Annotated in this window: 14 protein-coding genes and 2 pseudogenes; 9 read left to right on the top strand and 7 right to left on the bottom strand. The window is 40.3% G+C overall.

Features of this window, described 5'->3' with window-relative positions; all coding sequences use genetic code 11:
• Nucleotides 1-114 (top strand): annotated as a pseudogene (locus HLH16_RS12335) (IS982 family transposase); the annotation flags it as partial.
• A gap of 302 nt (nt 115-416) precedes the next feature.
• On the opposite strand, the gene HLH16_RS12330 reads toward HLH16_RS12335, so the two are convergent.
• Together HLH16_RS12330 and HLH16_RS12325 are read right to left on the bottom strand one after the other, a co-directional pair.
• Nucleotides 417-605, bottom strand: coding sequence for a hypothetical protein (locus HLH16_RS12330; RefSeq protein WP_171529548.1), 189 nt, complete (start codon nt 603-605; stop codon nt 417-419).
• Nucleotides 606-1,246: 641 nt separating this feature from the next.
• Nucleotides 1,247-1,997, bottom strand: a protein-coding gene (locus HLH16_RS12325) for an IS5 family transposase (protein ID WP_171529547.1) whose coding sequence is annotated in 2 segments (ribosomal slippage) — nt 1,247-1,360 and nt 1,362-1,997 — 750 coding nt in all. Because the reading frame shifts where the segments join, the coding sequence is not laid out codon by codon here.
• A 180-nt stretch (nt 1,998-2,177) separates the two neighbouring features.
• On the opposite strand from HLH16_RS12325, the gene HLH16_RS12320 reads away from it, so the two are divergent.
• From HLH16_RS12320 to HLH16_RS12310, 3 genes are all read left to right on the top strand, one after another.
• Nucleotides 2,178-3,470: a type II toxin-antitoxin system HipA family toxin gene (locus tag HLH16_RS12320; RefSeq protein ID WP_171529546.1), complete on the top strand. Its 1,293-nt coding sequence runs from the start codon at nt 2,178-2,180 to the stop codon at nt 3,468-3,470.
• Entirely contained in the window at nt 3,463-3,741 is a 279-nt protein-coding gene (locus tag HLH16_RS12315; RefSeq protein WP_171529545.1) for a helix-turn-helix domain-containing protein, read from the top strand. Before HLH16_RS12320 ends, HLH16_RS12315 begins: the two co-directional genes overlap by 8 nt.
• A gap of 185 nt (nt 3,742-3,926) precedes the next feature.
• Nucleotides 3,927-7,274: a DEAD/DEAH box helicase gene (locus HLH16_RS12310; RefSeq protein ID WP_171529544.1), complete on the top strand. Its 3,348-nt coding sequence runs from the start codon at nt 3,927-3,929 to the stop codon at nt 7,272-7,274.
• A gap of 79 nt (nt 7,275-7,353) precedes the next feature.
• Here the strand turns inward: HLH16_RS12310 and HLH16_RS12305 are convergent, their stop codons facing one another.
• Together HLH16_RS12305 and HLH16_RS12300 are read right to left on the bottom strand one after the other, a co-directional pair.
• On the bottom strand, nt 7,354-8,100 hold the full coding sequence (locus HLH16_RS12305) for an IS5 family transposase (protein WP_171529543.1): 747 nt from the start codon (nt 8,098-8,100) through the stop codon (nt 7,354-7,356).
• A gap of 78 nt (nt 8,101-8,178) precedes the next feature.
• Nucleotides 8,179-8,379, bottom strand: a pseudogene (locus HLH16_RS12300) (helix-turn-helix domain-containing protein); the annotation flags it as partial.
• A gap of 355 nt (nt 8,380-8,734) precedes the next feature.
• On the opposite strand from HLH16_RS12300, the gene HLH16_RS12295 reads away from it, so the two are divergent.
• On the top strand, nt 8,735-8,998 hold the full coding sequence (locus HLH16_RS12295) for a hypothetical protein (protein WP_171529542.1): 264 nt from the start codon (nt 8,735-8,737) through the stop codon (nt 8,996-8,998).
• Between the two features lie 73 nt (nt 8,999-9,071).
• Here the strand turns inward: HLH16_RS12295 and HLH16_RS12290 are convergent, their stop codons facing one another.
• Nucleotides 9,072-9,386 (bottom strand): hypothetical protein, encoded by a 315-nt coding sequence (locus HLH16_RS12290; protein ID WP_171529541.1) that lies wholly within the window; start codon nt 9,384-9,386, stop codon nt 9,072-9,074.
• A gap of 100 nt (nt 9,387-9,486) precedes the next feature.
• A complete protein-coding gene (locus tag HLH16_RS12285; RefSeq protein ID WP_171529540.1) occupies nt 9,487-9,816 on the bottom strand; it encodes a DUF4236 domain-containing protein in 330 nt (109 codons plus the stop codon).
• A gap of 149 nt (nt 9,817-9,965) precedes the next feature.
• On the opposite strand from HLH16_RS12285, the gene HLH16_RS12280 reads away from it, so the two are divergent.
• The 4 genes from HLH16_RS12280 to HLH16_RS12265 all read left to right on the top strand — a co-directional run bounded on the left by HLH16_RS12280 (nt 9,966) and on the right by HLH16_RS12265 (nt 14,823).
• Entirely contained in the window at nt 9,966-10,556 is a 591-nt protein-coding gene (locus tag HLH16_RS12280) for a class I SAM-dependent methyltransferase (RefSeq protein ID WP_171529539.1), read from the top strand.
• A gap of 2 nt (nt 10,557-10,558) precedes the next feature.
• Nucleotides 10,559-11,629: an HNH endonuclease gene (locus HLH16_RS12275; protein ID WP_171529538.1), complete on the top strand. Its 1,071-nt coding sequence runs from the start codon at nt 10,559-10,561 to the stop codon at nt 11,627-11,629.
• Nucleotides 11,630-11,994: 365 nt separating this feature from the next.
• A complete protein-coding gene (locus HLH16_RS12270) occupies nt 11,995-13,440 on the top strand; it encodes a DNA cytosine methyltransferase (RefSeq protein WP_250850276.1) in 1,446 nt (481 codons plus the stop codon).
• A gap of 63 nt (nt 13,441-13,503) precedes the next feature.
• The gene (locus tag HLH16_RS12265; RefSeq protein WP_171529537.1) at nt 13,504-14,823 is read left to right on the top strand and encodes an MvaI/BcnI family restriction endonuclease; all 1,320 of its coding nucleotides are present in this window, start codon (nt 13,504-13,506) and stop codon (nt 14,821-14,823) included.
• Between the two features lie 23 nt (nt 14,824-14,846).
• On the opposite strand, the gene HLH16_RS12260 is transcribed toward HLH16_RS12265, so the two are convergent.
• Nucleotides 14,847-15,311: a very short patch repair endonuclease gene (locus HLH16_RS12260; protein ID WP_171529536.1), complete on the bottom strand. Its 465-nt coding sequence runs from the start codon at nt 15,309-15,311 to the stop codon at nt 14,847-14,849.
• Nucleotides 15,312-15,349 lie beyond the last annotated feature (38 nt).

Raw genomic sequence — 15,349 nt, 5'->3', positions numbered from 1 at the left:
CATCGGGCTATTTCCGGTTTCCTAGCAGGCATATTTTCTTCTCTATGTGCTTATCAACTCTGTCAGAAGAATAAGCCAAAAATTCATGTCGTTAGAAATTTAGCTTATCCGTAACTAGGGTTAATTAGACATTTACAATCTAATGGAATCTATTGCATGAACCAAGCATTGCTGCGTAATTGAGATGACTACCATCTCCAATGACCCTTGGCATTCCACGTACAGAACTGGCTAAACAAATTTTAGGCATGTTTGAGACTGAGCTAGCTAGCTCTCTTACTTTTTTCCTCACGCCGGATGGGGAAAATAGAATTTTTATAAAAGATATTACGCGCCTAGCTGAATTTGAATGGCGCATTTTTTATTTCAGTTATTTAGAATCTGTCATCAATTAGTTTGATAAAATCTGATCAGCCCTAGTCATTCTCTGCTGAAAGCATCCATTGAAGATTCTGAATTCTGCGATCTAAATCCTGGACATGCACATAAACCTGATTCTTTAATGCAAAGGGCGCTGTATTACTTGCCAAAGCCTGACGCCATTGATTGCGTTCATTCATCATGTCTTTAAGATTTGTATTAAGTTCATATTTATTCCGTACCATCAACTTATCTCCTAAACAAGAAAGACCACACAAGGTCTCCCGATCCCCTTGAAGCTTCATATGCCATCATACGTCCGGCAATCATCACAGAAGTGACGAGGGTTCAACTTCTTTCAAGCAATCACAGCATTCTTTCACTTCATTACTATTCGTCTGGCAACCCATCTCAGTTACACCATGAAGACCAAATCAGCAGAGTATGAATTGGAACATAACTTTTTCCATCAAAAAAAAACCCACCCAAGGAAAGTGAGGTGGGCTTATAAACTAAGGACCCTGAGGGGTCATCCAGAAACTACAGCTAGTTTCTGCTGGATATTTTGAATACTAATCAAATAATATTCAGTGGCAAAATGCACCAAATAACAAAAAAATGTTAAATAAATCACATTATTAAGATCAACTAAATTAATGATCTATAAAGCATTAAAAATATCCACTTCGCTGAGCTGGATGCTACTCTCAACCACACAGATCTAACCTGCATGCCCTACTTTACTTGCTTTCATTCTCTTTTTTCTTTGGACTATCCTAGCCGCGCGTGATTTTTTACCCCAAGGCATGTTCAGATGGACGACACCCCCAACAGCTTCGAGCTGTCACAGCTCAGGTATCGCTTTTTAATATCTTCTATCACTTTATTAACTAGGGCGTGTCATCATTGTTGAAGCAAGATAGATCGCTGATAAGAAGTTTTGAGCCAATTTATCATAGCGTGTGGCAATAGCACGATACTGCTTGAGCTTGGCAAAAAAAGTTCTCGATCAGATGTCTTGCCTTGTAGAAATGTCGGTCATAATCACGCTGATCAATAGAATTACTTTTTGCTGGCATCACCACCTGACCCTTCGCCTCTAAAATTGGATCAATGACCCGATCCCTGGAGTTGTAGGCTTTATCCATAAGCCAGGTCTGGCTCAACGATAAGTCCAGCAACACATCTGAACCATTTAAGTCATGGGCCTGCCCATCAGTGAGATAAAATCCTGTCGGGTTGCCTAAAGCATCAGTACGGGCATGAATTTTGGTGCTTAAGCCACCTTTACTGCGTCCAATCGCCTGATTTTTTTTCCCAGCGCTGTGTTGATGAGCACGTACAATAGTGGAGTCTAACATGGCATATTCATTGTCACTGTTATATGACAGCACTTCAAAGACCCTCTGCGATACACCTGTTTTAGCCCAACGGCTAAAACGAGTATGCATCACTCTAAAAGCACCAAAGCGTTCTGGTAAGTCTCGCCACGGGATACCTGAACGATACCGATACAATACCGCTTCAACAAAGAGTCGGTTGTCTTTAGCCGTTACTCCAACAGTACCCGTTCGTCCAAGTAACAGATCTTTAATCTGTTCCCACTGATCATCTCTTAATGCATAGCGTTTAGTCATAAAAGTATAATGGGGACAAGACGGTTTTCCTCAAGTTAATTGATGACACGCTCTAGATGCAGGTATCTGCGTTAAATAAAAATAAATTTTGAAAACTCACTTGGATAAAAATAATACTTTACTACTATAATAGGTATATAATAGGCAAAACTGACTATACTTTACTATTTAAATAGAATTATGAATGATTTTTGCTCTGTCCAAATATTTCTGAATAATCAATGGATCGATTGTGCCGCTATTGAAGTAATAGGTGAAAAAGCTAAAGGTTGGAAAGCTAGCTGCGGAACATATTATTCAATGGATTATGCAATTGAACATATGGGGTTACGAGATGGTCATGCTGTTTCAAACCATTATCCGATTAATTTAGAAAGCAATATTGAGCCTACGTGGCCAGCTTTTCTAATTGATCTATTACCTCAAGGATATGGTCGAAAAGAATTATTAAAAAAACTTGGCCGCCCTGAGTATGAAGAAGAGTCAGCAGATTGGCCATTGCTTAAAGTAGGAGCGAGCAACCCTATTGGTAACTTAAGAATAAAAGAAGCTCATGAATGGCTTTTAACTCAATATTCAGATCAGTTAGTACAAGGATTTTCAATACAGGAAATTATTGAACGTAGTGAAGAGTTTCTTGAGTCATTATCATCTTTTGGACTATTTATCTCTGGATCATCGGGTGTTCAAGGCGAGTGGCCCAAACTATTACTCACACAAGGTCATGATGAGTTATTTTATCTGGATCATACATTACCTGATGAAATGGCTAAACAGCACTGGTTGGTTAAATTTAGCCGAGGAACAGATCAACGTCTAAACAAAATTTTGAATCAAGAACCCTTATATATGCAAATAGCAGCATATTTAGGATTGCGAGTATTTAGACCTCTAGAATTACATGGAAGAACTTTATTTATTCCACGTTTTGATCGGCAAGTGGTTGATAACCGTGTTGAAAGAATAGCCCAAGAAAGTTTAGCTTCTTTCAGTGGAAAAGCGGGCTTCGGAGTAAAAATGTCTCATAACGAAGTCTGCAAAATTATCATGAATTGTTGTACGGATCCAGAAACAGAAATTCTTGAATATGTAAAAAGAGATTTAGCCAATATCGCTTTAGGAAATAAAGATAATCATACCCGTAATACAGCATTTCAAAGGTTTAACAATGGTGATATTCGATTAACGCCTTTATTTGATTTTGCCCCTATGTGGTTACATCCAGATGGAATCGCAAGATGTACGAGATGGGAAAAAGATGATAACAACTGGGCTTCAATTGCTCATCAGATTGCAGAAAGCAGTTCTTTAACCTTAGAACAAATAAAATCTTTATTTTCTGAACAATTACCTTTGTATCAAGGGCTTTTAACCCAGATGAAATCTATCGGGATAGATGATGAAATTCTAGAAAATTGTGCATATCGCATTGAAGGTATTTGCGCACAATTACAGGAGATTTGTTATGGATAAACGTTTTATTCCACTCTCTCAAATAGAGCAAATTAGAAAAAGACAATATGTCTTAGAACAGATTCAGCTTAATCCAGACTGGCCAATACATGTCATTGCAAAATTCATTAGAACAGAGCTGCATCTGACATTACATGAGATGTCCAAGATCACTAAAATTTCGCTTCAAACTTTACAGAAGCTAGAGCGATCCGATGCAAATCCAACCCTAGAAACAATGCTAAAACTTTTAACCCCATTTGGTTTAAAATTAACGGTCGTGAAGAAATGATCACTTTCTATCAGGGTATTGTCGACCTCAATGATCTGTTTAACTTCTCGGATTTGATTGCCTTTACTCACAATATTCCTATTGAGTGAGTCGAATCAGTGCTTAGGTTGAGCAGTTCGGCTACATTTCTGAAATGACAGCTTTGTCCGTTATAATTGTATAAACATTTTTAGTGTCTGGTAATTATGTCCTCATTGATCAATTTTCTATCTCGCTTTAGTACCGCAACTCTTCAGCGCAGTCTCAGCTATGCTAAACACATTGATAGGGAAACGATTGAGTTCTTTGAGGAAAAAGACGATGTCACGATGTATGCCCAAATTGAAGGGACAGATTATTACGATACTGCAATTACCTATAATCTTAAAAAAGACCGTTTAATCGATGACGACTGCACTTGTCCGGTTGGATATAACTGTAAACATGCTGCTGCTTTAGCGCGGTTATTCCTCCATGAATATCGAGAAGGATATCGGAAGAGCTATGTTGACTCTCAGTCATCATCTCACACTCAAAAAGATCGGGTTGCAATTAATCAAGCACAACGCTGGTTAAGTGAGTTTAAGCAGTATTTACAACATACCCAGTTAGAGCAGCAAAAGACAACGAGTAATTATTTACTTTATTATTTAGACCAGCCTTTAGGTCTATTCGGGTTAAAACTTGAGGTTCGCAAAGGTAGACGTAATAAAAGTGGGACGATTACAGGTGTCAGTTCTTATACTGAATATGGCAATATTCTAAAAAAACGTCTGTCTTTGCCTGATGGGAAGCGACAATTATTTAATCAAATTTATTATTATGCCAAGCTCAATCAGAATGAGTTTTCTTATGGAAATAGTCTTGATATATCAGGCATTGTTTTAGAGCATTTTAAATCTTTCATTCAGAGTGGCGATGTCTATTGGAAACAAAAAAGTGATGCTCCACTGACATGGTCAGAACAAAGCTATCAGCTTGAATTTTCTTGGCAAAAGAACATTGAAAAACAGACTGAGCACTTAGATTTTGAGTTGGTCAATGGAAATGTTCGACTCAATTTAAAATCGAATCCACATCTTCAAATTCTTGTAAGTCAGCCGCTTTGTTATATCGATATTCACAAGAATACGGTAGGGCAACTCCATAGTGAATATACATCGGATTTACTGTACCACCTTCGGCGGATGCCAGAGATGCCTGCGACGGTTTTGACTGAGTTTGAGCAGCTTACCCATCAATCTTCAACGATACATAACTTGCCGAAACCTGGGTTTCTTCAAGAGATTGAAGTCTTACAAGGTAATCCCCAGCCAATTTTACGCTTTGGTGTTTTAGATAAATTTCATTGGAAATTAGAGGAGTCTGTTTGTGCTGAAATTGAATTCTCCTATCCAGGTGGGCGAATAAAAGCAGGTACATCAGGTGACAGTTTTATTGGTGAGCAGCATGGAAAAATGGTGCGACAGCTTCGGGACTTAGTTCAGGAACAACAGGCAATCCAGCGTTTACAGCTGTTGGTCGAATCACTGGAGTGGGTGAAAGATCTTAGCTATTACCAGCAATTAAAACTGGATAAACAACGTCTCGATTCTATGGTTTTTGCTTTCTATGGAGACTGGATCAAACAGCTGATTCCCATCAATCAAATTGAATTGATGGGATGGCAGATAGAGCATCTGGAACACAGCCCATTTAAGCTGCAATATGTTGAAAATTTAAATATTTCCATCACTGAATCTGAAAGCCAACAAGACTGGTTCAATATCGGGGCGACCGTTCAGGACAGTGCAGGCAATAGCTATGATTTACTCGATGCACTTGTGGCTTTGGTGAAAGAACATCCTGATTTACTTGATCCACGGATTTTTAGTCATCTTGATGACAGTCAAATTTTTACCCTGGAAACTGCAGTGGATCAACCCGATTTGGCTCTATCCGCCAGGGACATTAAGCCGGTATTGTTGCATCTGCGGAGCATTTTACAGCAAGAAGAGCGCAGTATCGATCGCTATGATGCGAGTCAGTTACTGGAGGTACAGGATCATCTTGGGATGGCATGGCAGGTCAGTGACCGGCTGCAGCAATTTGCACAGAAATTCAAACAAGGCTATCAGCAACAACTGCCGACACCAAAAGGTTTTCAGGGGGAATTGCGTCCATACCAGCAGCAGGGCTTAGGCTGGTTACAGTTTTTAAGGGAAACCCAGCATGGCGGGATTCTTGCAGATGATATGGGCCTGGGCAAAACAGCACAAACTTTAGCGCATTTGCTCATGGAAAAGCAGGCTGGACATTTGCAGGACAGCCCCGCCTTAATTGTTGCACCTACATCGCTGATGCATAACTGGCTCAAAGAAGCGGAAAAATTTACCCCTGAGCTCAAGGTGCTGCTGCTACAAGGGCCGGACCGCCATCAGTATTTTGAACAGATTCCGCAATATGACATTGTTTTAACCACCTATCCGCTCCTGGCGAGAGATGAAGAACAACTGAAGCAATATGAATATCATCAACTCATTTTGGATGAAGCACAGAATATCAAAAATCCGCGTGCCAAAGCTGCACAGGTAGTACGGCAATTAAAAGCGCGACATCGTCTGTGTCTAACCGGTACCCCGATGGAAAATCATTTGGGTGAGCTGTGGGCACTATTTTATTTTCTGATGCCAGGATTTTTATATTCACAAGAAATCTTTAATAAAAAATACCGCTATCCGATTGAAAAACGCGGTGATCAGGAGTTAAGGCAAAAGCTGGTCAACCGGATTAAGCCCTTCATTTTACGTCGCTTAAAAACTGACGTCGCCAAAGAATTGCCTGAAAAAACCACGATTGAAGTCAATATTGACATGAATGAACAGCAATCCAAGCTATACGAGGCTGTTCGCGCCACGATGCAGGAAAACATTCAGAAAATTGTGGCAGAAAAAGGCTTTAAGCGTAGTCAAATTCAAATTTTAGATGCCTTGTTGAAACTACGTCAGGTGTGCTGCCATCCTAGTTTGCTGAAACTGGATTCGGTTAAAACCGGGCAGGCACATTCTGCCAAACTTGAACAGTTGATGGATATGGTCGTCCCGATGGTGGAAGAGGGACGAAAAGTTCTCATCTTTTCTCAGTTTACTTCAATGTTGGAATTGATTGAGCAGCAACTCAATCACGCAGAAATTGGCTATGTAAAATTGACTGGGAAGACCAAAAAGCGAGATGAAGTCATTACTGCATTTCAGTCTGGACAAGTGCCGGTGTTTTTAATCAGCCTGAAGGCGGGAGGTGTCGGCCTGAATTTGACAGCAGCTGATACGGTAATTCACTATGATCCATGGTGGAACCCTGCTGCTGAAGATCAGGCTTCAGATCGTGCATGGAGGATTGGACAGGACAAGCCGGTATTTGTGTACAAGCTGATTACCAATCAAAGTATAGAAGAAAAAATTATTGCCTTGCAGCAAAATAAAGCAGAACTGGCACAGTCTATTCTAAGCGCCGATCATGAGGGGGAAGCGAAACTTACGGAAAATGATGTGATGAAATTGTTTGAGAAATTTTAGTATTTTATTTTTGGCTAGTCTTTTTGTCGAGACTGTAAATTAAATAGGGTCTGTTGATATTTACTGTTCATAATTAAAACTATAAAGGTAGCCATAAAAATATACAGGCTAAAGCAACAGAACTTTGATAATTTCTTTTGAGCTTGTCATATCGGGTAGCTATTCCTCTAAATTGCTTTAATCTACAAAACATATTTTCAACTAAATGCCTGATTTTATATAAATACCAGTCCATATGATCATTGTTCGACTGGCTATTTATTTTCTTTGGTATATTCGCTTTTGTCCCTGTTTTTCTGATCTGTTCACGCAGTGGTTCTGAATCATAGCCTTTATCTGCGCATACTACCTCTGTCTCTTTTAAGTCTAATGTTGATATTAAATCAGGTGCAACTTTTACGTCATGTGTGGTTCCATCGGTAATCATGAAATCAATAGGATTGCCATTTGCATCAACAATCAAATGTATTTTTGAGGAGTTTCCTCCTACACTTTTAGAAATGGATTGATTCGCTATGCCGGCAGAATGTTGATGAGCACGTACGTGAGAGCCATCAATGAAAATCCACTCCATATCGGGGTATGATGCTAATAATTTGAATAATCTAAGTAACTTACCACTGCTTGACCAACGATTAAAACGTTTGAAAATAGAGTTTGATTGACCAAAACAGGAAGGAATATCTCGCCACGGACAGCCTGTTCTAATTCTATAGAGAATAGCTTCAATAAAATTACGTAAATTTGAGTTGTGGTGAATGGATAAATTACGCAGAATAACTTTCAACTTTTGCCAGTGTTGATCTGTCAGCATGGTACGAGGCATAGCGAATAGTAAAATTGGGTTTGGCGATTTGATTTTACTACTTCGCTATTTTTTAAGCTAAAAGTGTCAACACACCCAAACTTTATCATCAGGAATGAGCATCAATTGAGCATTTAATTCTGCCGCAATAATTTCTAAGATCTCTAATCGTGGATTGCCCTGACTTTACAGTTTTTGGTACTGCTGCCTTGAAATGCCTGTGCGGGATTGCATATCAACTTGCTTTAAGCTCAATTGGATTCGTCTTTTTTTGATTTTCTCAAGTAAAGTCTTATTCATTGTAGACATATCTATTGCTTTTAGGTGTTGTAAGCAACATATTAGTTTCTTTTTTATGAAGTAATTATACAAAATTATTTATAGGTATTAATTTCTTTAAAGCTTAGCCCGAAGCCCCTCCACCAATGATGCCTCCCCATATTTATGCCAAATGGCTGAAAATAAAACAATAATATTCATATATTTTTTAATGATGGGGAAATGGCTGAAAACACCATATATTGTGCTATTAAATTGTAAAAAACTCTATATATAGTATTCTTGATCTATTTTTAATGGTAATTAAAGTCAAACAGGAATAAGTTTTTAGTAAGCAGATAGATGAATTTAACTTGATTGAAACAAGGAGCTGCATGTGGAAATCAAACAACTGAAACAGGTAGAAGTCATTACAGATGTTCTATGCGATGTATGTAATCAATCAACGCAACTGGAGTTTGGAACTTTATCAGCGAATTGGGGGTATGGCTCCAAGCATGATGGAGAAAGATATGAGTTGCAGTTGTGTGAGAAATGTTTTTTTTATGCCCTAGCGACTTTAAAAAAAGAGCGAGTAGATGAGTTTATGTTTGATGAAAAATTTGACCCTTCTACCCTAGAGAGCTTTGGCTTAAAGTGAACGAACCTATCATCGCGATAGGTTCTAAGAATTCAGAAAATACTGATTCAGATTCAAGCCAGCAGCTTCATTTTTAATGGCGAGTAAGGGATTCAGGAAAAATATTGTTCTTTGCTTCGAGGTCACTGATTTCGGAAAAGGCTTGAATACCGCCTGTAGCTTTAATTCCATCTAAAGCGACAGATAGAGCTTCCTGATCTGACGGGAATGTTTCATCCCATACAGTAGAAGTACCACTTTGGCTCACCACCTCCAGTGTCCAATCACTGTCAGGCAGTCGATAAATAAGAATTTCGACATGCTGATTATGTTCCTGTAAAACTTGAGATAAGGGAGAGTCAATTAAATCATTTTCATCATAATCGTGAGTATGGTGATTGTCTGACATCAGCGGCAACCTTTATTGTATTTAACATCCATCCATAGTAATGAATGAATCAGATTTTGCCTAGCAGGAGGAATATTATGGGTATAAAGAGCGGCGAATTCTAAAAAAGAATTGCCCCGACAATAAAACAAAATAATCCAAAAATTATCCATACCCAGACATTTGATCTGGATGTTTTAATACTTCGGCTATTTAGCGGTGGGGGTTGCTGAGAAGAGTTCTGTAAGGGATTTGGCTGATTTGTATAGGGATGATGCTTGGAATAAGAAAGACCTGTTCCAGGAATACCTATGCTGGTTCGGGTTCCCTTTTTACCAATATTCAGAGAGGCACCAGGTTTGCCAATACTGGCACTAGTTATGCCTTTATGGGTCAGATTTAACTTTAATCCTGGAAGAATTTTAATACTTTTTCGAAATCTGAAGCCCATATTTTTTCCTTTATAAAAACCAGTTTGGTTTCTATCTCAGTTGTCCTGATACAGTGAAATAAGATTTTGATTTAGTCATAGGACTGATCATTTGACTTATCTAACGAAATATCAGTATGTTGTTAACATAAGATATTGGCTTTTATGCAATGAATCAAACATCAAATTATTACAATCAGCATGCTCAAGCATTTTTTGAAAATACCTATCAGGTTGAGATGGAAAGTCTTTACGCACCATTTCTGAGGTATTTACCGGAACAGGCGTCGATTCTGGATTTGGGTTGTGGATCTGGTCGGGATATCTTGGCGTTTAAGAAAAAAGGCTATCAAGTTGAGGCAATTGATTATTCTGCCGAGCTGGTTAAAAAGGCCAGGGAGCTGACCAATATTGAAGTACGTCAGCAAAGTTTTTATGACCTAGCTGAGAATAATAAATACGATGGTATTTGGGCTTGTGCGTCTCTTTTACATTGTGAAAGAGATCGCCTAACTGAAGTGCTGGGGCTTATATTCAAAGCATTAAAGCCAAATGGTGTGTGTTACATGTCTTTTAAATATGGCAATACAGACCGTGAGAAAGAGGGGTGTAGCTTTACTGACTTGAATGAACAGCAAGCTCATGACTTACTTAAGCAGATCGATCAGGCTTTACTGTTACAGCAATGGATTACTGTAGATAAACGTCCAGACCGTACAGAAGAATGGCTGAATATTCTGATTAGAAAAGTGCAGGCTTAGATATGTTATTCAGTATAGCCGAAATACCAACCCCTCAAGAACAGTTGAAATTCTTAAAGCATATTCAGCAGATTTTGCAGTCAGGGACCTTTACTTCGACATATAAGTTTGCCTTGCTGATGAGTATCACACGTCTGGCGATTGAACAGGGGCAAGATACTGGTGCTACATTGCATTTGGACTATCAGGATATTGCGGAAAAGTTTATTGAGCTGTACTGGAAACAGTCACTGCCGTTTCAGTTTAATCACTATGAGCCTTTTACCATTCATCAAAGTATCGGTAAGCAGGCCAAAATCATCAGTGAAATTCAAAAGGCACAGCAACAATTCAAAACTCTGGCCGCCTTAAGAAAAGACCAGTTTCACTGGAATCAGCTCAAGAAAGTGGTTGCAGCGACCGTCAAGCAAATGCCGGTGGTGTATTTGCAGAATCTGAATGGTCAAACCGTAGAGTTTCTCTATTATCTGCAGGATTGCAAACAATCCCTCAAGCTTTTGCCCAAGGTGATGTATTGTTTAAGGCAGTTTAGTGAAATTATTGAAGAGTTGTGCCAGAAGCGCTGGATTGATTTTGTCCGGCTGAATAAGCAGAACCTAGTGGTACTGGATGGCTTGCCTGACCTAGATGAATTCATGTTTGCCCCGAGTCGCAATCAACTAGGACAGGTCGCAGACTTTTTAATTGATTTACAGCAATGTCAGTGTTTTTACTGTGGAAAAAGCCTGAAAAATTCAAAATATGCCGTGGATCATTTTATTCCATGGTCTTTATATCCTGCCGATACCGGGCATAACTTTGTTCTGGCGGATGACAAATGTAATTCACAGAAAAGTAATTATTTGGCGTCGGAACAATTCCTGCAGCAGTGGCAGGAGCGTAATCATCTGCATGATCAATCCATTATACGAGAGATTTCTCAATTAGGTTTTCTAACCGATCTGCAACGTTCGCATCGGGTTGCCGACTGGGCGTATAAGCAGGCAATAGAGAATGAATATTTAGTTTGGTTGGGTGGTAAAGATAAAAAGATATTAAACAAAATCGGCTTTGTTACACAAACCGGCCCATAAGGGCTTATTCAGCAATATAATGCTCAGATGAACAAGCCTGCCGTCACTAATAGCGTAAATTACATACATATGGTATAGATACTGAAACGTTGCAAATAAGAGCTGCTCAACTCACTACAAACCCAAGTTATGACTTAAATTTGAGTAATTTAGGGCTGCTTTAATTTTTAAATCTTTATGTAATAAAGCCAAACAGAATTAGAAACTAGTATAGTAAAAGAAGTCTTGACATATCTTTGAAGTTGCTTTTTTTTTTGCATATCCACTTTTAATGAGGATTTATAATCTGTAGTGAATATTTACTCTTATATCTGGGTCAAATGAGTGATAAGGTATCACTCAAAACACCCGATATAGATTTATAGATGAAAGAGTTTCTGTCCCAGGCTGATGACCTGCATGAAAAGTACCTGATCAAGGAAAACCAGAAAATCGAAGAACACAAGGCTCTGGTCAATCAGGTACTAGAGTCCTATGACCAGAAAACGGTGGCTGAAATACTTCGCTGGATAGGTCAGTATGACTGGACCCGTGAAACGCTGAATAAATGGCTCAATGGAAAGAGCGCACCACGGGCACTGAGCGAAGGTGAAGTAGAGATGCTCCAGCAGAATATGCTGCCAAAACCGCCAGCTCACCATCCCGATTATAAATTCCGTTTTATCGATCTGTTCGCCGGTATTGGCGGGATCAGGAAAGGTTTTGAAGAAATCGGCGGACAATGCGTTTTTACCAGCGAATGGAACAAGGAAGCAGTCCGGACCTACAAGGCCAACTGGTACTGTGATCCTGAACATCATAAATTTAATGAAGATATCAGACAGGTTACGCTGACTGAGGATCCTGATACAGACATCAATGAAGCCTATCAGCATATTGATAACGAGATTCCGGATCATGAGGTGCTTCTGGCCGGTTTTCCATGTCAGCCATTCTCTCTGGCAGGGGTTTCAAAGAAAAATTCCCTAGGCAGGGCACATGGTTTTGAATGTGAAGCACAGGGAACCCTGTTTTTTGATGTGGCACGTATTATTGCCGCAAAACAGCCAGCCATTTTCGTACTCGAGAATGTAAAAAACCTGAAAAGCCATGACAAGGGAAATACCTTCCGTATCATCATGAAGACGCTGGATGAGCTGGGCTATGATGTTGCTGATGCTGATGCGAGTGGTCCGAATGACCCAAAAATCATTGACGGCAAGAACTTCCTTCCCCAGCACCGTGAGCGTATTGTACTGGTAGGCTTCAAACGCAGTCTGGATATCAAGGGCGACTTTTCCCTGAAAAATATCAGTAAACTCTTCCCTGAAGTCCGTCCGACAATACAGAACGTGTTAGAAACGGAAGTAGCAGACAAGTACATACTGACTGAAAATCTCTGGAAGTATCTTTACAACTATGCCAAGAAACATCAGGCCAAAGGTAACGGTTTTGGCTTTGGTCTGGTAGATCCGAAGAATCCTGGAAGCGTGGCCAGAACCCTTTCAGCCCGCTATCATAAAGACGGTTCGGAAATCCTGATTGACCGCGGCTGGGATATGCAGCGTGGAGAAGAAGAGTTTGATGATCCTGATAACCAGAAGAACCGCCCGCGTCGTCTGACACCAAGGGAATGCGCAAGGCTGATGGGTTTCCAAAAACTGGACGGAGAAGATTTCTTCCGTATTCCGGTCTCGGATACACAGGCCTACAAGCAGTTCGGCAACTCGGTTGTCGTGCCTGTTTTCACTGCCGTTGCCAAGTTACTGGAACCTTATATTTTACGTGCAGCAGAAATTCAGAAGCGCGAAAAAGACAGAATTTCCGCGTAAAAAACTATAAGAATCACTCAAATAAAGGTACGATCCGGTTAGAAGAAAATGACCGGATCATATATGGCCACTCTCGGGCAGATATCACAGAAAATGCAGGACCTCGGTGCAACCCGCATCCTGCTTAAGCCACTTTCCAATAATGATAATTCCAAACAGCAGATCTATTTGGGGGGGGATTTTGAAGTTATTCAGGATTTTCCACTGGGAGAAATCCGCGCAGATGGAGAATCCAGCAAGGGTCCGATATTCAAGGCACCTCTCAAACTGTTCTGGATCACACCGGAAGGTGAAACTGAAGAAGCCGCAGGTTCCCAGATTATTCTCTATCCCAAATATCCGGAAATAAGACTTTCCGGATTCCTGCGTGGTTGCTCGCTTGCCCCGGGCAAGATAATGAAACCACCAACAGCAGACGAACGTGAACTGTATGCCAGCAGGAAACGGGGCATGATACTGGGCCTGACTGAAGACAAGGTCTTTGCCTATACTGGGTCATGGGATGAGGAAATTTCAGGAGAGATTCAGGAATACGCCGAACAGAATCAGGACAGACAGGTCCTGTCAGTTTTCTATGAATACTACTCCAGCCTTGCAGACAGTCAGGATCTGCTAATCGGAAAACTCAAGGATATCTACATCAAGGGACCAATAAGATCCAGAAGACTGGACAAAGACGGTACTGTTATCTTCTATGAGGCACCGAATGGAGCCGGTTTTACCCTTGAATGCGAATTCGGCATCATTCCGAACGGAAACGCCAGCCCGGATTTCCTCGACTGGGAGCTGAAAACAAGATCAAAAAGCAATACGACCCTGATGACTCCTGAACCGGATATCGGACTCTATCGTGATAGCTATGCAAATTTCATGAATACCCATGCAAACCGCAGGCAACCGCATCAACTTTACTTTACTGCCAAACACCAAGCTGGAATCCGAAATCCGGAAACCCATCTGACTCTTTTCATTGAAGGATATGATCTGGAGAAAAAGAAAATTACCCTGAGCGATGGCGGCTATTTTCTGAAAAATGACAATGGAGAAATTGCGGCTGGGTGGACCTTCAGTAAACTGCTCAATCACTGGAAGAACAAACATACTAAAACATGCTATGTCTCATATACTAACTTAAAACTTGAAGGATCTACCTATTACCAGTTTGGCCCAAAGGTGTCACTGGCTAAAGGAGCGAGTATTGAAAAATTCCTGGATGCACTGTCTACAGGAATAATAGTTCATGATCCAGGATGTAAATATGCACTGGATGCGAATACAGGTAAATGGAAACAGAAAAAACGTAACCAGTTCAGGGTGTCAGCAGTCAATTCAGCTTGTCTCTATGATGAATACAAGGAGCTTGATCTGTCATCAGGTGAATAAGTATGGCTGTATTACCTCAAAGATCATCTATCTATTGGAGTGTCACGTATTTCAAGAAACTGTTCATCACCTGCAAGCCAGTCGGCAATTGTACTGACTACTTTTTCCGGGTCTTTTTTGGCTCCCCGAATACTGCATTCCCAGACAATGCAGACTCGCCAGTTACTAGCGAGCAGGAGATCTATAGCTCTAGCGTCATTAGCCTGATTACGACAGATTTTTTCTTGCCAGAATTCAGTCCGCGTTGCCGGTAACCTGAAAAGATGACAATTATGATGACCATGCCAAAAACAGCCGTGTATAAAAATCACTGACCTGTATTTTGGCAAAACAATATCCGGTTTTCCGGGAAGATCCTTGGCATGGAGACGGAAACGGAAGCCTTTTCGATGAAGCAGACTGCGGATCAGCAACTCTGGTTTTGTATTGCGTCCTCTGATTCCGGCCATCATACGGCTGCGGGTTGAACTATCTACAATATCTATCATTATTTTCTAACCATATCGCACTAAGATATCAAGGCTGA

It is taken from the genome of Acinetobacter sp. ANC 5378 (assembly GCF_013004315.1).
Classification (GTDB): domain Bacteria; phylum Pseudomonadota; class Gammaproteobacteria; order Pseudomonadales; family Moraxellaceae; genus Acinetobacter.
This window is presented reverse-complemented; position numbering and strand designations above follow the sequence as displayed.